The 19,818-nt window shown below is 62.2% G+C and carries 17 protein-coding genes, 1 tRNA gene and 1 pseudogene; 7 read left to right on the top strand and 12 right to left on the bottom strand.

Annotated features, from left to right (window positions below):
• Window positions 1–5: 5 nt before the first annotated feature.
• The 3 genes from LOC54_RS00840 to LOC54_RS00830 are packed head-to-tail and all read right to left on the bottom strand — an operon-like array spanning window position 6 to window position 2,906.
• On the bottom strand, window positions 6–200 hold the full coding sequence (locus LOC54_RS00840) for a DUF1656 domain-containing protein (RefSeq protein ID WP_279311922.1): 195 nt from the start codon (window positions 198–200) through the stop codon (window positions 6–8).
• Between the two features lies 1 nt (window position 201).
• Window positions 202–2,412: an FUSC family protein gene (locus LOC54_RS00835; protein ID WP_279311921.1), complete on the bottom strand. Its 2,211-nt coding sequence runs from the start codon at window positions 2,410–2,412 to the stop codon at window positions 202–204.
• Window positions 2,412–2,906 carry a MarR family winged helix-turn-helix transcriptional regulator gene (locus LOC54_RS00830; protein WP_279311920.1) on the bottom strand — a complete coding sequence of 165 codons (495 nt, stop codon included), beginning with the start codon at window positions 2,904–2,906 and terminating at the stop codon, window positions 2,412–2,414. Before LOC54_RS00830 ends, LOC54_RS00835 begins: the two co-directional genes overlap by 1 nt.
• 189 nt (window positions 2,907–3,095) lie before the next feature.
• Between LOC54_RS00830 and LOC54_RS00825 the strand changes: the two genes are divergently transcribed.
• Both LOC54_RS00825 and LOC54_RS00820 read left to right on the top strand, forming a co-directional pair.
• Window positions 3,096–3,593 carry a lytic transglycosylase domain-containing protein gene (locus LOC54_RS00825; protein WP_347709375.1) on the top strand — a complete coding sequence of 166 codons (498 nt, stop codon included), beginning with the start codon at window positions 3,096–3,098 and terminating at the stop codon, window positions 3,591–3,593.
• Window positions 3,593–4,243, top strand: coding sequence for a methyltransferase (locus LOC54_RS00820; RefSeq protein ID WP_279311919.1), 651 nt, complete (start codon window positions 3,593–3,595; stop codon window positions 4,241–4,243). The genes LOC54_RS00825 and LOC54_RS00820 overlap by 1 nt, the downstream gene beginning before the upstream one ends.
• Before the next feature lie 19 nt (window positions 4,244–4,262).
• On the opposite strand, the gene LOC54_RS00815 is transcribed toward LOC54_RS00820, so the two are convergent.
• The 4 genes from LOC54_RS00815 to LOC54_RS00800 all read right to left on the bottom strand — a co-directional run bounded on the left by LOC54_RS00815 (window position 4,263) and on the right by LOC54_RS00800 (window position 8,533).
• Window positions 4,263–5,570 (bottom strand): DEAD/DEAH box helicase, encoded by a 1,308-nt coding sequence (locus LOC54_RS00815; protein WP_279311918.1) that lies wholly within the window; start codon window positions 5,568–5,570, stop codon window positions 4,263–4,265.
• A gap of 261 nt (window positions 5,571–5,831) precedes the next feature.
• Complete coding sequence (locus tag LOC54_RS00810) at window positions 5,832–6,716, bottom strand: BadF/BadG/BcrA/BcrD ATPase family protein (RefSeq protein ID WP_279311917.1); 885 nt, start codon at window positions 6,714–6,716, stop codon at window positions 5,832–5,834.
• Window positions 6,713–7,315: a methionine biosynthesis protein MetW gene (metW, locus tag LOC54_RS00805; RefSeq protein ID WP_279311916.1), complete on the bottom strand. Its 603-nt coding sequence runs from the start codon at window positions 7,313–7,315 to the stop codon at window positions 6,713–6,715. The genes LOC54_RS00810 and metW overlap by 4 nt, the downstream gene beginning before the upstream one ends.
• Before the next feature lie 3 nt (window positions 7,316–7,318).
• Entirely contained in the window at window positions 7,319–8,533 is a 1,215-nt protein-coding gene (locus tag LOC54_RS00800) for a homoserine O-acetyltransferase (RefSeq protein WP_279311915.1), read from the bottom strand.
• A gap of 459 nt (window positions 8,534–8,992) precedes the next feature.
• Here LOC54_RS00800 and LOC54_RS00795 point away from each other — a divergent pair.
• Window positions 8,993–10,473, top strand: a pseudogene (locus LOC54_RS00795) (glycoside hydrolase family 99-like domain-containing protein); the annotation flags it as partial.
• A gap of 150 nt (window positions 10,474–10,623) precedes the next feature.
• Window positions 10,624–12,537 carry a glycosyltransferase gene (locus LOC54_RS00790; RefSeq protein ID WP_347709376.1) on the top strand — a complete coding sequence of 638 codons (1,914 nt, stop codon included), beginning with the start codon at window positions 10,624–10,626 and terminating at the stop codon, window positions 12,535–12,537.
• A 208-nt stretch (window positions 12,538–12,745) separates the two neighbouring features.
• On the opposite strand, the gene rpmG is transcribed toward LOC54_RS00790, so the two are convergent.
• Window positions 12,746–12,913, bottom strand: coding sequence for a 50S ribosomal protein L33 (gene rpmG, locus LOC54_RS00785; protein WP_279311914.1), 168 nt, complete (start codon window positions 12,911–12,913; stop codon window positions 12,746–12,748).
• 148 nt (window positions 12,914–13,061) lie between these two features.
• On the opposite strand from rpmG, the gene glp reads away from it, so the two are divergent.
• Window positions 13,062–14,267, top strand: coding sequence for a gephyrin-like molybdotransferase Glp (gene glp, locus LOC54_RS00780; protein WP_279311913.1), 1,206 nt, complete (start codon window positions 13,062–13,064; stop codon window positions 14,265–14,267).
• Between the two features lie 68 nt (window positions 14,268–14,335).
• Entirely contained in the window at window positions 14,336–15,013 is a 678-nt protein-coding gene (gene lexA / locus LOC54_RS00775; RefSeq protein WP_279311912.1) for a transcriptional repressor LexA, read from the top strand.
• 150 nt (window positions 15,014–15,163) lie between these two features.
• Here the strand turns inward: lexA and LOC54_RS00770 are convergent.
• A tRNA-Asp gene (locus tag LOC54_RS00770) sits at window positions 15,164–15,240 on the bottom strand.
• 328 nt (window positions 15,241–15,568) lie between these two features.
• Here LOC54_RS00770 and LOC54_RS00765 point away from each other — a divergent pair.
• Window positions 15,569–17,104: a porin gene (locus LOC54_RS00765; protein WP_279311956.1), complete on the top strand. Its 1,536-nt coding sequence runs from the start codon at window positions 15,569–15,571 to the stop codon at window positions 17,102–17,104.
• 13 nt (window positions 17,105–17,117) lie between these two features.
• Here LOC54_RS00765 and LOC54_RS00760 read toward each other — a convergent pair whose 3' ends face one another.
• Genes LOC54_RS00760 through LOC54_RS00750 form a run of 3 tightly spaced genes read right to left on the bottom strand, consistent with a single transcriptional unit; the run spans window position 17,118 to window position 19,761 of the window.
• Window positions 17,118–17,561 (bottom strand): hypothetical protein, encoded by a 444-nt coding sequence (locus LOC54_RS00760; protein ID WP_279311911.1) that lies wholly within the window; start codon window positions 17,559–17,561, stop codon window positions 17,118–17,120.
• Window positions 17,562–17,565: 4 nt separating this feature from the next.
• Window positions 17,566–18,642 carry an extracellular solute-binding protein gene (locus LOC54_RS00755; RefSeq protein WP_279311910.1) on the bottom strand — a complete coding sequence of 359 codons (1,077 nt, stop codon included), beginning with the start codon at window positions 18,640–18,642 and terminating at the stop codon, window positions 17,566–17,568.
• Window positions 18,643–18,684: 42 nt separating this feature from the next.
• Window positions 18,685–19,761 carry a TOBE domain-containing protein gene (locus LOC54_RS00750; RefSeq protein ID WP_279311909.1) on the bottom strand — a complete coding sequence of 359 codons (1,077 nt, stop codon included), beginning with the start codon at window positions 19,759–19,761 and terminating at the stop codon, window positions 18,685–18,687.
• Window positions 19,762–19,818 lie beyond the last annotated feature (57 nt).

Raw genomic sequence — 19,818 nt, 5'->3', positions numbered from 1 at the left:
GAAGATCAGACGTAAAGAACCAGCAGGCACAGGATACAGACGTACAGGGACAGCTCGAACAGCGCGAGATGCCAGAACCATTTCATGAGGCCTGTTCGCCACAGAATAAAGCGCGACAGCATGGTGAGGGGCACGGCGGCCAGTGCATAGACCACGATCGGCGCCATGAATACACCGAACAGATTGAACTCGGTCAGCATCTCAGAGTGGTTCCGTAACGATTTGACGCGTCATGCCCGCCGGGAGACTCCGGAGAGAGTGGTCAGATCCGGGGTGGTCTGCCGGATACTGCATCGGACCGCCCTTATGGAAGAAACCGGGCGCGGCGTCGATAAGATGTGCGGCCTGAATCATACAGGCTGCCATGCGTCGGGCGTGGGCCGGGGTTGAAATCATGTTTTCCGTATCGAGCACGGCGCGGGCCTCGTCCTGGCAGACTGCTGCTGTCTTCAGCGGGTCTGTGTGAAGAAAGCGGAATGAATCGAAGACGCGGCTGAGCGGAATCAGTTCCGGAGTGTCTTTGGGCAGGGTGTGGCGGAGGGCCTGGAGCCTCATGATCACGCGGCCCAGGGAGACGGCGGCGAAGGCGGCATCCGTGACTTCGAAGATGCGTGCGGCCGGGGCGAAGAAGGAGAGGCGCTGTGTGAGGCGGAGGACTTTCTGCATCTGCAGATGTTCCCAGCCTGTCCAGGCCGTAACGGTTCCGGAGGAGGCGCGTGCGAGATTCTGCACGGATTTCGTGAGGGATGAGATGATCCGGGCGCAGTCGAGCCGCTGATCCACCGGGAGCACGACCTTGAAGACGAGGGTGAGGAGAATGGCGGCGATCAGGAAGGCCAGATATCCGTTGAGCAGGGAGAGGTCGTTGGCGACGACGGGGTTTCCCACGGATGTCATGGCGTTGAAGAAGACGGCGTATCCGAAGCCGCGCAGGGAGTATTTCGGGTGAAACTGGATCCATATTCCCGGCAGCAGGAAGAGGATCAGCGAGGCGCAGAGCATCGGATATCCGTCGATGCGCGGCAGGACGAATGTGTGAAAGGCGAGGTTGGCGGGGATGGCGAAGGCGACGCCTGAGGCCAGCATACCCGAGGCTCTGGTTGCTGAGGGCGCGGTGGCCAGCAGGCAGGAGCCGGGCAGCAGGAACAGCATCATCTGGGGCGCGTTGCTCCAGTGGAAGGTGTACCAGATCAGGCAGGCGAGCAGGGTGACGGTTGTGCCGCGTGCGCCGTTCCGCAGGGCTGCGGGCCATTCGAGGAAGGGCTGGAGCCGGATGTTGCGTGCGGGGTCTTCTCCGGAGAGACAGGCCCAGGCTTCTCCGAGTTCCATGATGATATCCCGCTCGCTGTCTATGGCGGCGAGTGAGACGCTGTCTGTTGCCTCATCGGCGAGGCGGTTCAGTTTCCACTGGGCTTCTGCGATTCGGGAGGAGATTTTGCCGTTATCTCCCCTGAGCAGTGCGTCTGCCGGAATGGAGGAGATGTCTTCCATCACGCTGGCGGAGAGTTGCCGGGCCTGCCGGACCTGGTCCCTGTCATTGCCGTTCATGTCGCGCCAGGCGGGGTGGTGTGCGCTGAGCATACCGAGCAGACGGGAGATTCCGACACGCAGGGAGGCCGCGCGATGCCGGATATCCACGTTGTCTGCCGCTGCGAATTCCACGGCCTGGATCAGGGTTTCGGTCTGGGCGAGGAGTCTGGAGCGGGTTGTGTAGAGTTCCGTGTCCATGCCCCGGAACGCGCCGTCCTGTCCTTCCTCATCTTCCCGCGGACGGTTGTCTTCCTCTTCGGGGATGAGGGTTACGAAATGGGAGAGCACGTCGCGCAGCAGGGTGTGGACGCGCAGCAGGACCAGGTGGGAGCGTCCGCCGGTCGTGATCATGAACACGATGGCGGTGCTGATGATTCCGGTTGTGACGACGGAGAGGCGGTCTACTGCGGACATGAAGATGCCGTCGGGGTCTGCGAAGGCTCCGGCGGAGATCATGATGATGGTGTAGCCCGAGAGTACGGCGGCGTAGGCCTTGAAGAAGCGCAGCAGTGTCGCGACGCAGCAGGCGATGCCGATGGCGATCGCGAGTGCGGCGAAATACAGCATGGGCTGCTGCGGGAAGGCGGACATGAGGATGATGCCCAGGGACGCGCCGATGATCGTTCCGAGGATACGCCAGACGCTTTTGGAGAGCAGGGCGCCGGAGACGGGATTGGCGACGATCAGAACCGTCGTGACGGCGGAGAGCGGGGAGCGGAGCTGCCAGAAGGCTGCGATCCACAGGGCAAGGCCGCAGGCGAGGGAGGCGCGTATGGCGTAGGCCGCCGTGGGCGTCAGTTCCCGGATGATGGTTTCGCAGGTCTCGTTCAGGCGGGGGAGGAAGCGCCGTTCCGGGGGGGCGGCGGACGTGGCTGAGGTCATCAGGGTGTTTCCGTGTCCTGTGACGCGTCTGCCCGTCGGGCCTGCATGGTCTCGCAGATGCACGCGAAGGTGCTGAGGCTTTCGGTGAGCTGCCGGGAGCTGACGTTGCCGAGGAGCTGTGCGGAGATATCGGTTGCCGTTTTCACGACGGCTGCGGCGATGCTCCGGCCTCTGGCGGTGAGTGAGACGATTCGTGCGCGCCGGTCATCAGGGTCCGGCTGCCGGCTGATCAGTTCTTTTTTTTCCAGCAGCACCAGCAGGCGGACCAGGGAGGGGGCTTCGACCGACATGGCGCGGGCTAGGTCTGTCTGGCGGACGGGCGGCGGCAGGCTGTCGAGATAGAACAGCGGTCTCCACGAGGCGTCGGTCAGTCCGTAGCTGCTGAGATCGTGATCGATCTCCCTGCGCCAGGCTGCGGCCAGGCGTACGAGAGTGAGGCTGAACAGCCGCTCCTGCTCCCGGCGTCCGGTTCCGGGGATGCCGGACGGGATCATATGTGGAGGCGATGCACTCAGGGCGGGAATCCGTGGCAGAGGGTTTAGTTAGGATGCTTATTATCTGTCGCGGACCGGCAAATCTGGCAACATATTCTACATGCACTATACGTATATCTGAGTGCCGGATTTTACATGTATAATCCGGCCGGGGCTGAGACATTCCTGCCCCGGAGAGGAAAACCTTTCGTGCCGCCTGTTATTCTTGCCTGCATGCTCGCCTCCGCGGCGCAGTATCATCTGCCTTCAAAGGCGCTTCCGGCCATCAGTCAGGTGGAAGGCGGACGTCCGGGCCTGGTCAGCCGGAACACGGACGGATCGGCTGATCTGGGGCTGATGCAGATCAACACGCGATGGGTTCTTCCTCTGGCTGCGGCGACGCATGTTTCCGTTCCGGAGACGGCGGAGCGTCTCATTCATGATCCGTGCTTCAGTATCAGGGCTGCCGCGATTGTCCTGAGCACGTATATCCGTGAGGAACATGGCGATGTTCTTCGTGCGGTCGGTGATTATCACTCGCATACGGATACGCTGAATGAGGAGTATCGCATGAAGGTCGTGGCTGCTGCGCTTGGTTTGTCGGGGACGGGGAGTGCGGCTTCCGGTCAGGTCCGGTTCCGACGGGCCGGGGGGCATCTCATCCCGGTTGTCTGGCCTGTCAGGCGGCATGGCAAGGCTGCGCGCTGATGGAGGCGCGGGATTTTATTTTTTTCGTGACGGAAGAGAGCCGCACGTCTCTGGTTCCGGAGATCCCTCTGCGTCTGGCTACCGAGATCACGCCGGTCTGGCAGGCATCTGAGGCGTGGCTTGAGGAGGCGGGAGCAGAGCCGCCGTTCTGGGCCTTTGCCTGGCCGGGCTCTCAGGCTCTGGCGCGATATGTTCTGGATGAGCCGTCTGTCGTGGCCGGATTGCGGGTTCTTGATTTTGCGGCTGGCTGCGGGCTGGCGGGGATTGCCTGTGCTCTGGCCGGAGCAGCGTCCGTTGAGGCGGCGGAGATCGATCCGCTGGCGGTCGAGGCTGTCCGTGTGAATGCGGAGCGGTCGGGTGTGACGGTTCGGGCTTTGTGTGAGGATATGGCGGCTTTACCGGACCCGGAGTGCCAGGGACGCTGGGACATCATCCTGTGCGGGGATGTCTGTTATGAGGCGCCGATGACGGCGCATATCATGCCGTGGCTTCTGCGCCGCGCCCGTGAGATTCCGGTTCTGCTGGCGGATCCCGGCCGGAACTACTGCCCGGCAGAGAACATGACGCCACTGTTTGTCCGGGATGTTCCCACCATACGGGAGCTGGAAGACCGGGACACGAGGCGCGTCACGGTCTTCCGGGTGGGGTGATCCGGTCTGTCCGGATGTTTCAGGCCGGACGACGTGCTGCCGGGCGTCCCTGCTGGCCACCCTGGCGACCGCCGCGTCCCTGCGGTCCGTTGCCGCGTCCGCCCTGAGGGCGTCCGCCACCACCGCCGCCGCCACGTCCGCGTCCGCCGCCGCCGAGAACTGGCGGGCGCTGGCGGGAGTTTTCGGCCTCATCCGAATGGAAGGGGTGTTCCCGTATGACAGGCACGGGCTTGCCGATTGTTTTCTCGATATCCCGCAGCCAAGCGCGCTGTTCCGGATCGCACAGGGAGACGGCATAGCCTTCCCGGCCTGCGCGGGCTGTCCGGCCGATCCGGTGGACGTAGCTTTCCGGGACGTTCGGCAGGTCGTAGTTGAAGACGTGCGTGACGTCGTCCACATCGATGCCGCGTGCGGCGATATCGGTTGCGACCAGCACCTTGAGATTGCCGGAGCGGAAGCCGTCCATCGCGCGTTCACGCGCGCTCTGTGACTTGTTGCCGTGGATGGCTTCGGCCGGGATTCCGTGTCCGGACAGGAACTGCGCGACCTTGTTGGCTTCGTGCTTCATGAGCGTGAAGACCACGGCGCGCACCACCTTGGGGGAATTCACCAGCGTTTTCAGGGCTTCTTTCTTGTCCGTTGCGGAAACGAACATGACGGCCTGGCGGATACGGTCCACCGTGCTGGACGGGGGGGATATCTCGACGCGGGCGGGGTTTTTCAGCAGTGCGTCTGCCAGCCCGGCAATGGCCGGAGGCATGGTTGCGGAGAACAGGAGCGTCTGGCGCTGTTCGGGCAGCATCGAGACGATGCGGCGGATGTCCTTTACGAAACCCATGTCCAGCATACGGTCTGCCTCGTCCAGGACGAGGATTTCCACGTGCGAGAGATCGATATGTCCCTGGCTGACCAGATCCAGCAGTCGTCCCGGGGCTGCGACGAGGACGTCAACGCCGCGGCGCATGGCTTCCACCTGGCGGTGCTGACCGACCCCGCCGAAGACGACGGCGTGGCTGAATTTCATATGCCGGGCATAGGCCGTGAAGCTGGCGGCGATCTGGGAGACCAGTTCGCGGGTGGGGGCGAGCACCAGGGCGCGGGGGCCTTTGGGTGAGGGAGCCGCAGGCCGGGAGACCAGGTGGTGCAGGATCGGCAGGGCGAAGGCGGCCGTCTTGCCTGTTCCTGTCTGTGCCAGGCCCAGCAGGTCACGCCCTTCGAGAAGATGGGGGATCGACTGCTGCTGGATCGGAGTCGGTGTTGTGTAGCCTTCTTCTCCGAGGGCCTTCAGAAGCGGGGCTGCGAGATGAAGGTCTGAGAACGTCGTCATAACGAAAGATGCGCCTCCTGGCACGTTGAGTCTGATGTGACGCCGGGAGGGGGAATCTGGCGTCCGGTAAGTTCAGGGCTGATCAGCACCAAAATTGTCCTGTTAGGGACGGACTTCAAGGCAGCCACGATCCGGAGGTGCAGATTAACACAAAAATACCGATATTTTTCAATGTCCCGGACTGAAACCGGATTGCGGTATAAGGCGTTATCACCAGCTTTCCGTCTATGGCAATGCCATGGAGGAAATAAACAGAAATATTTAATTTTCTGGAAAGGCGATCCCGGCGGTCAGGGACATGGCACCGTCAAGGGCGTTTCCTCTGGCCGGGACGCAGAATTCCGTCAGCCATGAGGAGCGGGATTTCAGCCGTTCTCCGAGGCTTCCGCACAGGCTGACCGGCAGGGATGCGAAGCTGTCCTGCAGCAGGGTGCGGCCAAGAAGTTCGGTTTCGGAGGCGGCGTGGCGGAGCAGGTTTTCCGCGACGGGGCAGCCCTGATCCGCTTCTCTGAAGACCAGCGGGACCAGGCCTGCCGCGCGTTCTGCGGTGAGGCCTGCGGGCCAGGCCGTGACGGAAGCGGTGCTGTTTTGTGAAATCCATGTGCGCAGTGCGCGGCTGAGGGCTGAGGGCGGGCTGCGGCCGTCTTCGGCTCTGAGCATGATGGCTGTGGCTTTTCTTCCGATCCATGCACCGCTTCCGGCATCATCGTGCGGGAAGCCCCAGCCGCCTGTCCGGCGGGTTTCGTCACCAAGGCAGGCGAAGCCGACGGAGCCGGTTCCGACGGCGAGAATCGCGCCGTCCTGTCCGTCATGCGCGCCGAGGCAGGAGGTGCGGGCATCGCTGGTCAGCACGAGATGATCGAAGCCATGGGGCAGTGCGAGGAAGCGGGCGCGGGCTTCGGGGATTTCGGCTCCGGCCAGTCCGGCTCCGGCGAGCAGGGGCGGGTGTCTGGTGCTGCTGAGGCCGCTGTTATGCAGGGCTTCGTCCAAGGCGCTGCGGATGGAATGCAGGGCGCGTTGTGCATCAGTGGCGATGTTGGACGGGCCTCCGGTCGTTTCTGCCAGAATGGTGCCGTCCTGCGTGGCCAGGCGGAGCAGGGTTTTTGTCCCGCCGCCATCTATGGCGACGCGGAGCAGGCCTGTCACCGGGCGCGGGCGAGGAGGAACAGGGCCTGCTCTCCGAAGAGATTGGCCAGGCGGACGGAGCGGCGCCAGGGCGCGCGGTCGCCTTCCTCATCGATCGCCATCCAGTCTTTCACGATGTAGCCGTCCTGTTCGCACAGGGCGAGGAAGTCGCGGATCGTACAGGGGTGGATGTTGGGTGTGGCGTACCAGGGCCGGTTCCATACCGCGTTGTCGGGCATCCTGCCGGTCAGCAGCAGGCGCAGGCGCATCTGCCAGTGTCCGAAATTCGGGAAGGAGACGATGGCGTAGCGCCCGATACGGAGCATCTGCCGGAGCACCTCGCGCGGGCGTTCAACGGCCTGGAGCGTGCGCTGGAGCACGACATAGTCGAAGGCGTCGTCCGGGAAATGCGTAAGATCGTTGTCCGCATCTCCGTGTATGACCGGCAGGCCGTGGGAGACGGAGCGGGTGACTTCCTTCATGTCGATCTCAATCCCGCGGGCATCGCAGTTCCGCGTGCGGTAGAGATGGCCGATCAGGGAGCCGTCGCCGCTGCCGATATCGAGGACGCGGGTGCCCGGTTCGATCATTCCGGCGATCAGACGCTGGTCAAGGCGCATGGGTCAGACTCCTGGTGCCGGATCGGGTGATGCCGGACGGGAGGACAGGCCCGCCTGTTCGGCGGCTCCGGCGAGGAAGCCTCGGACGGTGCGGTCGAAATCCGGTTCGTCCAGCAGGAAGGCGTCGTGGCCTTTGTCGCTGTCGATCTCGACAAAGGAGACGTTTGCGGCGGCCTTGTTCAGGGCGCGGACCAGCAGGCGGGACTGGGATGTGGGGAACAGCCAGTCCGAGGAGAAGCAGACGACACAGAAGCGGATTTTCGTTCCGGCGAAGGCGGCGGAGAAATCGCCGTCATGTTCGGCTGACAGGTCCATCCAGTCCATGGCGCGGGTGATGGTCAGGTAGGAGTTGGCATCGAACCGGCGGACGAAGCTGGATCCCTGATGGCGGAGATAGGATTCGACCTCGAAGATCTCGCTGAACAGGGAGGCGGGCTGTCCGGCGTCGGGCGGGGTACATCCCTGTCCCGGGCGCGTGCGCCGACCGAACTTGCGGGTGAGGGCCTCTTCGGAGAGGTAGGTGATGTGGGCCATCATGCGCGCGACGCCCAAGCCGCGGGCCGGGATGGCATCGTGTTCCCAGTATCGTCCGCCCGCGAAATCCGGGTCTGCCGCGATGGCCTGGCGGCTGACCTCGTTAAAGGCGATATTCTGTGCGGAGTGGAGCGGTGCGGTTGCGATGGGCATGGCCGCGAACACCTTGTCGGGGAAGGTGACGGCCCATTCCAGCACCTGCATACCGCCCATTGATCCGCCGATGACGGCGAACAGGCGGTCTATGCCGAAATGGCGGATGAGAAGCTCCTGTCCGCGCACCATGTCGCGGATGGTCAGCGGGGGAAAATCCGTGCCCCAGAGCTCGGTTTTTCCGTCAGGATATGCGTCTGCGGATTTCGGGGAGCGCGGGCCCGTCGAGCCCATACAGCCGCCGAGCACGTTCGAGCATATTACGAAAAAGTGATCTGTATCGATCGGTTTTCCCGGCCCGACCATGCGGTCCCACCAGCCCGGTTTTCCCGTGAGGGGGTGGGGTTCGGCCACGTACTGATCACCTGTCAGGGCGTGGCAGATCAGTATGGCGTTGTCGCGTGCGGGGGACAGGGTTCCGTAGGTTCTGTAGGCGATCTCGACCGGGGCCAGACGTCGCCCGCACTCGAGCACCACACCTTCGGGGAAGATCTGTGAGCTGTGTGTTCGTGCGGTTGTAAACGTGTTCATGGCAGGCGGGGATTCCTGACAGGCTGTGCGGGACCGGTCCTTTCCGGGGCGTCGGTCCGCCGCTTCGGGGCGGTTGCGGATCGGCTCCGGGGGGGAGATCGGACATAGGCATTTTCCTGTGTCCGGGCAAGAAGTTCGTCCTGTGGTTGCAGAGAGCGGATTGACGGGCAATCGAATTAACGTTTATTTAACGTTTCAGTTGTCCGGCAAAATATTTCACCGAATGCAATGTCATGAACGAGTCCCGGTTTTTTTTCGGAAAACCCCTTATTTTCTGCAGGGAATCATGAAGTGACCCCTCTGCACCTTATCGGGCATTCCGGCCTGTTTGACGCTCACTATTACGTGTCGTCGAATCCTGACCTCGCGACGCTTGGTCCGGGTGTTCTGGCTCATTATCACCAGTATGGCTGGCAGGAGGGACGTCGTCCGAATCCCTGCTTCGATCCTGTCTGGTATATGTCCCAGCTTCCCGGTCCCTGCGGTGATCCCCTGCTGCATTATATATTGCGCGGGGAAGCCGAGGGACTCCGTCCCGTGGAGTGGTTCGATCCTCTGTGGTACCGGCGGACCTATCCCGTTCCGGACGGTATGCCCGCGCTGCGGCACTATCTCCTGAACCGGCATAATCCGGAATTCCGCCCGATGGCGGAGTTCGATTCTGCCTGGTATTTACGCACCAATCCTGATGTGGCGGAGGCCGGTGTCGATCCGGTCGAGCATTACATGATGCAGGGATTTCGCGAGGGGCGCCGCCCGTTCGAGGGGTTTGATCCGGCGTTCTATCGCACGCGGTATATGGAGGGGCGCCAGGATATCAATCCGCTCCTTCATTACATCGCGCATCGGGATATGGCCGGTGTCCAGCCGTCTCTCCCGCCTGATCAGCCGACGATTCCGCGCGAGGTGCGGCGTAATGCGTCTCCGGGTCCGCTGTTTGAGGAGCGGCGTCCTCTGCCTGTGTCTGCCGTGCGGCGTGCCCGGGTTCTGGCCTATTACCTGCCGCAGTTTCACAGCATTGCTGAGAATGATGACTGGTGGGGAACCGGTTTTACGGAGTGGACCAATGTCGCGCGCGGGCTTCCGCGGTTTGTCGGGCATTATCAGCCGCGTATTCCCCGGGATCTCGGGCATTACACGCTGAATAATGCGGATCTGCTTCGCCGCCAGGCCGAGATGGCGAAAGGGGCGGGGATCGAGGGCTTCGTTTTTTATTTTTACTGGTTCAATGGCCGGCGTCTGCTGGAGAGTCCGCTGGAAATGCTGCTGTCCGCGCCGGACATTGCGATGCCGTTCTGTCTGATGTGGGCCAATGAGAACTGGAGCCGGCGCTGGGACGGGTCTGAGGATGACGTTCTGATTGCTCAGGATTTCCGGTCTGAGGATGAGGATGCGCTGATTGCCTGTTTTGCCAGGCATTTCCGTGATCCGCGTTATATCCGTGTCTCGGGGCGGCCTCTGCTGATGCTTTATCGTCCGGCGCTGGTTCCAGACTGTGCGGAGACGGTGGAGCGGTGGCGCGGGAAATTCCGTGATATCTGCGGCGAGGATCCGGTTTTCGTGATGGGACAGGCGTTCCGGGACAGCGATCCGGCGAAATTCGGGATGGACGGGGCTATTGAGTTTCCGCCGCACAAGGTCGTCTCCGGTGTGGAGACGATCAATAACTCCGTGACGTTCCTGGATGAGGATTTTTCAGGCCAGATCTACGATTATGATCAGGTTGTCGATAATGCGCTGGCGATGCCCGCGCCGGATTTTCCGCTGATCCGCACGGCGGCTCCGTCCTGGGACAATGATGCGCGCCGGCAGGGGGCGGTCTGGTGCTGCACGGGGGGACACCGGCGGGGTTTGAGCGCTGGCTGTCGGGTCTGATCAGCCAGGCGCAGGCGAACCCGTTCTTCGGCGAGACGATCGTGTGCATCAACGCCTGGAATGAGTGGGCGGAAGGGGCCTATCTCGAACCGGATCAGCATTTCGGGTCTGCGTTTCTCAATGCCTGCGCCCGTGCGGTCAGCCGGTTTGATGAGACGGTTTCGCGGCCGCGGATTCTGCTGATCGGGCATGATGCGTTCCCGGCCGGGGCGCAGATGCTGCTGTGTCATCTGGGGCGGGTTCTCAGGCGGGTACACGGGATGGAGGTGCGCTTCCTGCTAATGGGCGGAGGCGCGCTTCTGGATGCCTTCCGCGCTGAGGGTGAGGTTGAGCTTTTCCCGGGAGAGGCGTCGGATCTGCCCGGGCGGCTGCGGATGCTGGCGGGTGAGAATTACAGATATGCGTTTGTGAACTCTGCGGCATCTGCACATACGGCCCTGGCGCTGCATGACGCAGGGATTGAGTTTGTGCAGCTTGTTCATGAAATGCCTGCGATTCTGACCAGTCGCGGGCTTGTTCCGGCTCTGATAAAATCTGCCGCTCTGGCCACGAAGGTTATTTTTCCGGCGGAATCGGTTGCTGTCCGGACGGGTGCGCTGACGGGCGGTGTTCCGGAAAATGCGGTGATTCTGCCGCAGGGGCTTTATGCCGATATCCGTTATAACGGGCGCGGTCGTGAGGCGGTCCGGGCTGCTCTTGGCGTCTGGGAGAATGACAGTCTTCTGATCGGATCTGGATACGGAGACATGCGGAAGGGGTTTGATCTTTTTCTGCAGCTCTGGCGGCAGACGGCGGGTGCCCGGAAGGATGGCGGCTGCACGCATCTGGTCTGGACCGGTGATCTTGATCCGGAGATGCGCGGCTGGATGGAGAGTGAGATCGCGCAGGCTCTGGAGAGCGGGCGGTTTCATATGCCGGGCCGTATCGGGAATATGTCGGATTATCTGTCCGCGGCGGATGCCTTCGTTCTGACGTCGCGGGAGGATCCCTATCCGTCCGTCGTGATGGAGGCGATGGCGTCCGGTCTGCCCTGTGTGGCGTTTTCGGGCAGCGGTGGTGCGGCGGATCTCGTGGCGCAGCTGACGGTCCAGACCGGGCTTTCGCGTCAGGAGGCTCTGGTTCCGCTGGGGGATGCCGGGCAGATGGCGCGCCAGGCGCAGGCGGCGGCGCGGAAATGTCAGGAGGCCGGCAGTCGTGTGCGGGCGCGGCGGGCCAGGCGTCTGGCGGCCCAGTTTCCGTTTGCCGACTATACGGAGAAGCTGCTTTCTGCAGTGCGTCCGCAGTGGCGGCGGATTTCCGTCGTCGTGCTGTCCTATAACTATGCGCGGTTCCTGGTGGCACGGCTTGCTTCTGTTTTTTCGCAGGATTATCCCGTTCTTGAGATTATCGTGCTGGATGATGCCTCGTCTGATGACAGTCTTGAGGTGGCCCGCAGCACGGCTGCGGAATGGGGCCGGGATATCCGTATTGTGGCCGGGAAGAAGCAGTCCGGGAACGTGTTCGCGCAGTGGCGGAAGGCTGTCAGCGAGGCCCGGGGGGACTGGCTGTGGGTTGCGGAGGCGGATGACATTGCCGCGCCGGACATGCTGTCCCGACTGTGCGAGGCGCTGGATGAGGCACCGCGCGGGGTGATGGCGTTCTGTGACAGCAGTGCGATCGATGGTAACGGCGCGCCGATGTTCGAGAGCTACAAGCCGTACTATGCGACGACGGCGGGGGCTCTTCTGGAGAAGGATGGCGTGCATGAAGGTCCGGAGTTTGTGTCGGCCTGTCTGGGTGAGCGCAATCTGATCATGAACGCGAGTGCGGTTCTGTTCCGTCGTGATGCTCTGCAGGCGGCTCTGGCGCGCTGTGAGGATCTGGAAACATTCCGGGTGGCGGGGGACTGGCGGCTTTATGTCGAGCTTCTCAGTATGCCGGATTCACAGATTGCCTATGTGGCCCGGCCTCTGAACGTGCACCGGCGTCATGCGACCTCCGCGACGGGCAGTCTGGCTTCGGAAGCGCATCTTTCCGAGATCGCGCGGGTCCATCGCGTGATTGATATTGCAGCCGGGCGGGAGGATCTGTCCGAACGGCAGAAGGCATATCGGGAGGAAGTGGCGCGGCAGTTCGGGCCGGAGAAGTGAGCTGTCGTGTCCGGCTGCGTTATCGCGGCCGGAGATAGTGACAGTGCTGCGAGGGATACGCCGGGCTGCCGCCGTGGTTCCGGATTTTCGGACCGGTCCGGTGCAGACGGGGCGACATAAAAAAGGCAGGGTCTGAGCCCTGCCTGATCGGATGATCTGAAGCATCCGGAGGAGCGTCCGGGACGCTCCTGTCTGGCCGGAGCCAGACTTATTTGATCTTGGCTTCGCGGAACACGACGTGCTTGCGGGCAACCGGATCGTATTTCTTCAGCTCAAGCTTGCCGGTCTGTGAACGGGCGTTCTTGCGCGTGACATAGAAATAGCCGGTGTCGGCGGTGGAGACGAGCCGGATCTGAATAACGTTGGTCTTGGCCATGAAACCCTCGGAATCTCTGCGTGGCCGCGACGTTTCAGGGCGCGGCTGTACTGACTGGTGGGCGCAAATTGCGTACAGAGACGTGTCAGGTCAAGTTTTTCCTCACGAAAAAAGGCCTGAAAGAACAGATTCAGGAGTTCAGACCGGTATGATGGAGCTTTCAGCGGCCCGTGCGCGCATTCTCGACACCATGACCGGCACGGGAGAGGAGCTTGTCAGTCTTCCGGAGGCGTCCGGCCGTGTTACGGCTGCGCCCGTCTGTGCGCGACTGAGCAATCCGCCGGGAGATGTCTCATCCATGGACGGCTATGCGGTGCGCGCTGCGGAGGCGCATGCCGGTGCGGAACTGAGGCTGAGTGCGGAGTCTCCCGCCGGTCATCCCGTGTCGTGTCCTGTGGAGTCCGGCGGATGTATCCGGATTTTCACGGGAAGTCTGATGCCCGAGGGGGCCGATGCCGTTGTTATCCAGGAGAATACGGAGCGGGCCGGAGACAGGATCCGCATTCTTAAGGATGTGAAGCCAGGTCAGTTCATCCGGCGCGCAGGGCAGGATTTTTCTGCCGGTGACGTTCTCGTTCCGGCAGGCGTCAGGCTTGAGGCGCGGTCCGTGGGGCTGGCGGCAGCGGGCAACGTGCCGTGGGTCCGTGTGGCGCGGCGTCCTCGTGTGGCGATTCTCGCGACGGGGGATGAGATATCGATGCCCGGCGAGGCGTTAAAGCTAGGAGGGATCATCGGCTCTGCCGGGGTGATGCTGGCTGCGCTTCTGAAAGATGCCGGGGCCGATCCTGTTCTGCTGCCCGTGGCGCGGGATGACCGGGAGGATATCCGCGGTCTGGTGGCCGGTCTGGAGGGGATGGACCTTCTTGTGACGATCGGCGGGGCCAGCGTGGGGGATTATGATCTTGTGAAAACCGCTCTGAAAGAGGCGGGAATGGTCATGGACTTCTGGAAGGTTGCGATGCGTCCGGGCAAGCCCCTGATGTCCGGCAGGCTGGGACGGATGCCGGTTGTGGGGGTGCCGGGTAATCCTGTGGCGGCGTTCGTGTGCGGGCTGCAGTTTCTGGTCCCGGCCGTGCGGAAGATGACGGGGTGCACGCAGATCATGCCGGAGCCTGAGATGGTGCGGGCGGGGGCTGATCTGCAGCCGAATGATGAGCGGGCCGATCATCTGCGTGCGCGACTGGTGCGGGGGGAGGATGGTCTTCTGTCCGCGATTCCGTTCGGGCGTCAGGATTCGGCGATGATGGCGACTCTTTCAGACTGTGACGCCCTGATCCTGCGGCCGCCTCATGCGGAACTGCTGCCGGAGGGTATGCCGTGTCCGATATTGCGGCCGGACGGGCGGTGTGTCTGACTTGACTGGGTGAACTAAAATAGAACAAAAGGGGATTTCAGTTTCATTTTCCGCGACGGGATATATCGATGCTTACAAAAAAACAGCATGAACTCCTGCTGTTTATCGATACGCATCTGCGCGGGACCGGTTTTTCTCCGTCCTTTGATGAGATGAAGGATGCCCTGGGCCTGAAATCGAAATCCGGTATTCACCGGCTTATTTCCGGCCTTGAGGAGCGGGGATTTCTTTCACGGCGGCATAACCGGGCGCGTGCGCTTGAGGTGCTGCGTCTGCCGGACGGGCAGAGCCCGGGCGTGCAGGCGGATGACTGGCACTCTGATCCTGTGGCCGCCGTGCCGGCTTATATTGCCGAGGCTGCGTCCGTCAGTCTGCCTCTGTGGGGGCGGATTGCTGCCGGTGTTCCGATTGAGGCGATGCGCGACACTCAGGCCCGGGTTGAGGTGCCTCTCTCCCTGATCGGGCGGGGAGAGCACTACGCGCTTGAGGTGTCGGGGGATTCCATGATCGGCGCGGGCATACTGGACGGGGATACGGCCGTCATCCGTAAGGCTGAGCAGGCTGAGAACGGACAGATCGTTGTTGCCCTGATTGATGAGAGCGAGGTGACGCTCAAGAGGCTTCGTCGCCGAGGTAATACGATTGCTCTGGAGGCGGCCAATCCGGCGTATGAGCCGCGAATCGTTCCGGCGGAACGGCTGAGAATACAGGGACTTCTCGCCGGGATTCTGCGTCGCTACGACTGAACGGATGCGGGGTCGTGCCCGCATGTATTTCCGGTCTGTCTGACGATATATCTGTGATTATGGTCTGGAGGACCGCGCATGCGCCGGGCTTTGCTCTGGCGCTGTCTGCGTTCTGATTCAGTTTTCAGGATTTTCTGAATAATATCAGAGTGGCGCGAGTGACGGGGCTCGAACCCGCGACCTCCGGCGTGACAGGCCGGCGCTCTAACCAACTGAGCTACACCCGCATCGGACTGTTTCGTGAACCGTCCGTGTGGCGCGACTTATAGCGGGATTTTCCGATCTGGCAACAGGCTCGGGGAAAAAAATTTCATGTCTTTTCGGCTCCGTCTGTCCGGCCGCGGAAAAGCCCCGTCCGACCTTACTTTACGTCATGACGGAATTGTTTTCAGAGCGGATTGTTTATCAAACTTTTATTGGATTATGTCAGAGTTACAGATGCGAGGCCCGAATCAGGTTCGCTGCGTGCGTAAAGGGATGAACACACAAGTGACTGAATTCGGAGGCCGGACTTTCGGGAAGCGTCGCGGGCGTTGCACGGCCCCCCTTCTGATTATGGCCGGGATGAGCGTGACTGCAGTTCCTGCAGCACGGGCGGATGATTACAATGATCTTCTGGATCTTCTGCGTGCCAAGGGCAGTCTGACGCAGAGTGAATACAGCATGCTGCATTCCCGGCATGTGAAGCATGTGCGCGAGGCCGAGCGGGCGGACGATGCGGCGCGCCGGGGGCATTCCGTTCGTTATCAGTATGTTCCCCGGGCACCGGATACCGTGGATATGGAGGCTGAGGCCTCTGCGGTGCGGGCTGAGGTTGCGGCACGGTCTGCCGAGGCCTCCATGCGGTCTGCCGAGGCGGAGATGCGCAGCGCGAGTATTGTCCGCGTGGCGAAATATGTTCCGGGCAAGGGGCTGACGTTCCATGCCGGTGCGATCGATATCAACCTGTCCGGGTTCGTGAACGGATTTTATTCCTATAACAGCCCCGGACGCGGTGCTGCGGTAGCCGGTGGTATTTCCTCCGGCTCTTCGGGGTTTGATAATTCCGGCGTCCGTAACGGCCTGCTTCCTGCGGCGCTGATCACCAAGATATCCACGACCCAGGAGGGTGTGGACATGCAGGTGGTGTTTGGCATGTATCCGGGTCTGAACAACAACAAGCCCGGAGCATTCAATGCCAATACCGGCGGAAGTTCCGTCGGTCTGGGAACGCCGGGGATCGATTTCCGTCAGGTTTACTTTACTGCCGGGAATGAGAAATACGGGACGTTCAAGATCGGTCGCGATATTGCGCTGTTCGGTTCGGATGCGATTCTCAACGATATGACCCTGCTGGGTGTCGGCAGTCCGGGAACGGTGACCGATCCGGGCAATACCTCATTCGGGCGTATTGGTTTCGGTTATGTCTATGCGGACTGGATTCCGCAGATTTCCTATACGTCTCCGAAATTTGCCGGTCTGCAGGGTTCTGTCGGAATTTTTCAACCGCTGGATCAGTATAATTATGCCGGTGGCGGCCTGTCTGCGACGAGCACCAATCATAACAGCCCGATGGTGCAGGCCAAGGCGACCTATGACTTCAAGGCTGGTGACTTCAAGGGCCATATCTGGACGGGGCTGTTCATTCAGAACAGCGGGCCTTTGTCTTCCGCACGGCTGGGAGAGAACAGCAAGACGAGCCGGATGGCCGAGGCCGGAGAGGTCGGGGCGAAGCTGGACTGGAGAGATTTTCAGGCGGTTGCCTATTATTATTATGGCAGCGGTCTGGGGACGACGGGTCTTCTGTTTGACGGCATTGCCGATAACGGACGCAAGCGTAATTCCGAGGGATATTACCTGCAGCTGTCCTATACGATCATGAAGAAGCTGCGTCTGGCGGGAAGCTATGGTCAGAGCAATCTTTATCAGGCGCCGGGTGAGAATACACCGAGTCTGGTACGCCGGAATGAATCCGAAGTCGGCGCGCTGTATTACTCCGTAAATGACTGGCTGACGCTTGCGACGGAATTCGCGCACAGTGAGTCTGCGGCGCATCGTCCGGGGCGTGCGACGGATAATACGGTGTCTGCTGGAGCGATGATTTTCTTCTGAGAAACAATGTTTCTCAGAGGACGGGCATTACCGCCATACCAGCTGACAGAAGGAAGGCGGCCAGGATTGCTGCCAGGAAGAACGGCCCCGGAAGCGGCAGCCAGACCGTGCGCAGGGCTGTTATCGGGCTGAGTGAAAAATAGCGGATTGTTGTCAGAAGCCCCGGAGTGAGGCGTGTCACGCCGCTGAGCATGAACATGCTGATCAGCGGTGTGAGCAGTAGTCCTCTGATGGCTGAGAGGAACCATGGCAGCCACGTTCCATGCAGCATGGGGAAGGGCGCATGGCACAGGGCGGGCAGAGCTGCTGCGACAAGCAGGCAGGGCGCGGCCAGTGCGGCAAGCAGCGTATGAAAGCGCAGTGCGCCGGGCCGGCAGGAGAGGGCGGCCGACAGAGCGAGCGTTGTCAGCGCTGTCAGGACCGTGTGCAGTAGGGCTGGGGTCAGCAGGAATGCCACGGGATTAGGGGCTGAGCCACTGCTCGAAGCGGGGGGCGATGGTTTTCAGATGTGTGGCCCAGAAGGTCTCGTCCAGCGGAATGATCTGCTGCCGGGAGGCGGGTGTCGGGGAGTCTTCGTTCGGGCTGTCTGGCAGTGTGCTGCTGAGCCGGGAGGTCTGTTCCGACGCTGAAAGCCAGGTCAGAAGTGCCTGGGCGGGTGGTGTGGTATCGTCGGTCTGGTCGGTTCTGACCGGGATGGCCCAGCCGAATTTTTCCCTGAGCGTCGGAGCGGATGAGAGAGAGAATTTCTTTCCGCCGCGTGAGGCGATCAGGGCACGCGCGTCTGTAACGGGGACGGCGGCCATGAAGACGGCACCTGAGCGGAGAATGCGCGTGGCCTCATCGGGTGTTTTCCACCAGACGATATAGGGCCGGATCTGGGACAGTCTGCGGAAAGCGCGGTCCAGACCTCTTTCCGTACCCAGCACGCGGTAGATATCGGCGGGGGCCACGCCATCGGACAGAAGGGCGATTTCAAGCGTGGTGCGAGGATCGCGTCTCAGCCCGCGTTTGCCGGGGTGCTGGGCGACGTCCCAGAATTTGCGCCAGTCCGGTTCCGTTTCAAGGCGCGTCCGGTCCCAGGTCAGCGCCGTATCTGATGACAGGGCGGGGACGCCGCACTTTGCATCGGGGCTTTCCGGGGCAAACCATCCCTGATCACATCCGAACTGCAGCAGACTTCCTTCGGCCATTACGAGGGACCAGGCTGATTTTTCCCCGCCATGCAGATTTTTTTCCAGCTCCGGCAGGCTGCTGTCCCATGTGACCACGCGCAGACGGTTGTGCGACTGTTTCCGCCAGGCGTTCCACAGGGCGGTCTGCTGGGCTGCGCCGATCACGCCGCCCGTCGTGGCGACCACAACGGATGAGGGATGTTTTGAGTGCGGAGCGGTGCGTGTGGCGGCGGCTGAGGACGAGCAGGCCAGTCCGATACCGAACAGCAGGGCAGACAGGGCTGAGCCTGTGGGAATCCGGCCTGTGAAAATCCGCGCTCTCCTGCCGTAAAGGCGGGAAAGATATGATCTGGAAGCGGATATCATCGGCGGGCGGAACTCCGGTCTGTTACGGTTGCGGGCAGGAGTTTAGCCCTGATCGGTCCCTGACGGGAAGGCCGAGGCTGCTCCGGTCTGCCAGGCGAGCCGTGCCCGCCGTCCGGGATCAAATCCGCGGGTGCTGAGAAGGGCGGGGCGATCGGCGATCACCTCCGTGCCGTCGGGCAGGCGGAAACGCAGGCGCAGCACGTCCGGGAGCATCCGTGCCCCGGTCAGCACGGCGGGCAGACTGCCCTCATCCGGGTCGTCATCTGTGCCGGAGACGAAGACCGGCGTTATGCGGCCCGGGCGGATACAGAGATCAGCCAGCTGTCCGGGCTGCAGTCCGGGCGTAGCGATGGCTTCGACTTCAGGACCGGCGGCAAGGCGGATGCGGGCGATGTCGTCCTCTGTGTCGAGGACGATCCCCCTCAGCAGATTGGCTTCTCCGAAGCCTGTTGCGACAGCGGCGGAGTCCGGGCGGTTGAACAGCTCTTCGGCGGTGCCTTCCTGCAGCAGTGTGTCATGCGAGAGAATCCCGATTCTCTGTCCCAGAAGCAGGGCTTCGTCGCGTTCTCCCGTCAGGAGGAGCAGGCTGACTCCGCAGGCCTGACGCAGGCGGTCCAGCCGTGCGCAGAGATCATGCCGGGTCGTGAAATCCATTCCGGCAAAGGGTGTATTGAGCACGATCATGGCCGGAGAACAGGCAAGGGCGCGGGCGCAGGTGGCCAGAAGCCGGGATGAGGGCGGCAGGTCTGCCGGTTTCAGGTCTGCTGCAGAGTCCAGTCCGGTCAGGGCGAGAGAGTGACTCACGCGGCTGCGCCGTTCCGTTGCCGTGCCGCGCAGGGGCAGGGCGATGTTTTCACGTATCGTCAGGGAGGGAAGGAGCGGGAGCGCGGCGCTGACCAGGATGGTTTTCCGTGCCTGTTCCTGCATCGGGGGGCTGCTGAGGAAGCCGGAGAGAATGTCCTGCATCAGGGTGTCAGGTCCTCCCGGCCCGATCAGGGCGAGGCAGTGTCCGGGCTGCAGACGCAGCCGTGTCAGGCCGGTTGCCTCGGGGAACAGGCTGCTGCTGAAGAGCTGTGCGGGAATTGCAGAAGAGCCGGGGGAGTGATGCATAGGATGCATGGAACCACAGGCCGGGTTCCAGGTTAAGCTTTGTAATGGAACCGGGACCGGGGTGTC

Source organism: Acetobacter sp. AN02, assembly GCF_029759835.1.
GTDB lineage: Bacteria > Pseudomonadota > Alphaproteobacteria > Acetobacterales > Acetobacteraceae > Acetobacter.
Note: the sequence above shows the minus strand (reverse complement) of the source record. Positions and strands in the feature narration are given on the sequence as shown.

What these genes read in the sequence shown, in the direction of transcription:
- glp (WP_279311913.1), top strand. Translation starts at nt 13,062, where the DNA reads ATGATGGAGCTTTCAGCGGCCCGTGCGCGCATTCTCGACACCATGACC.
- LOC54_RS00750 (WP_279311909.1), bottom strand. Translation starts at nt 19,761, where the DNA reads ATGCATCCTATGCATCACTCCCCCGGCTCTTCTGCAATTCCCGCACAG.
- LOC54_RS00830 (WP_279311920.1), bottom strand. Translation starts at nt 2,906, where the DNA reads ATGATCCCGTCCGGCATCCCCGGAACCGGACGCCGGGAGCAGGAGCGG.
- LOC54_RS00820 (WP_279311919.1), top strand. Translation starts at nt 3,593, where the DNA reads ATGGAGGCGCGGGATTTTATTTTTTTCGTGACGGAAGAGAGCCGCACG.
- LOC54_RS00765 (WP_279311956.1), top strand. Translation starts at nt 15,569, where the DNA reads ATGGCCGGGATGAGCGTGACTGCAGTTCCTGCAGCACGGGCGGATGAT.
- LOC54_RS00815 (WP_279311918.1), bottom strand. Translation starts at nt 5,570, where the DNA reads ATGACGACGTTCTCAGACCTTCATCTCGCAGCCCCGCTTCTGAAGGCC.
- metW (WP_279311916.1), bottom strand. Translation starts at nt 7,315, where the DNA reads ATGCGCCTTGACCAGCGTCTGATCGCCGGAATGATCGAACCGGGCACC.
- LOC54_RS00790 (WP_347709376.1), top strand. Translation starts at nt 10,624, where the DNA reads ATGCTGCTGTGTCATCTGGGGCGGGTTCTCAGGCGGGTACACGGGATG.
- LOC54_RS00835 (WP_279311921.1), bottom strand. Translation starts at nt 2,412, where the DNA reads ATGACCTCAGCCACGTCCGCCGCCCCCCCGGAACGGCGCTTCCTCCCC.
- LOC54_RS00840 (WP_279311922.1), bottom strand. Translation starts at nt 200, where the DNA reads ATGCTGACCGAGTTCAATCTGTTCGGTGTATTCATGGCGCCGATCGTG.
- lexA (WP_279311912.1), top strand. Translation starts at nt 14,336, where the DNA reads ATGCTTACAAAAAAACAGCATGAACTCCTGCTGTTTATCGATACGCAT.
- LOC54_RS00755 (WP_279311910.1), bottom strand. Translation starts at nt 18,642, where the DNA reads ATGATATCCGCTTCCAGATCATATCTTTCCCGCCTTTACGGCAGGAGA.
- rpmG (WP_279311914.1), bottom strand. Translation starts at nt 12,913, where the DNA reads ATGGCCAAGACCAACGTTATTCAGATCCGGCTCGTCTCCACCGCCGAC.
- LOC54_RS00800 (WP_279311915.1), bottom strand. Translation starts at nt 8,533, where the DNA reads ATGAACACGTTTACAACCGCACGAACACACAGCTCACAGATCTTCCCC.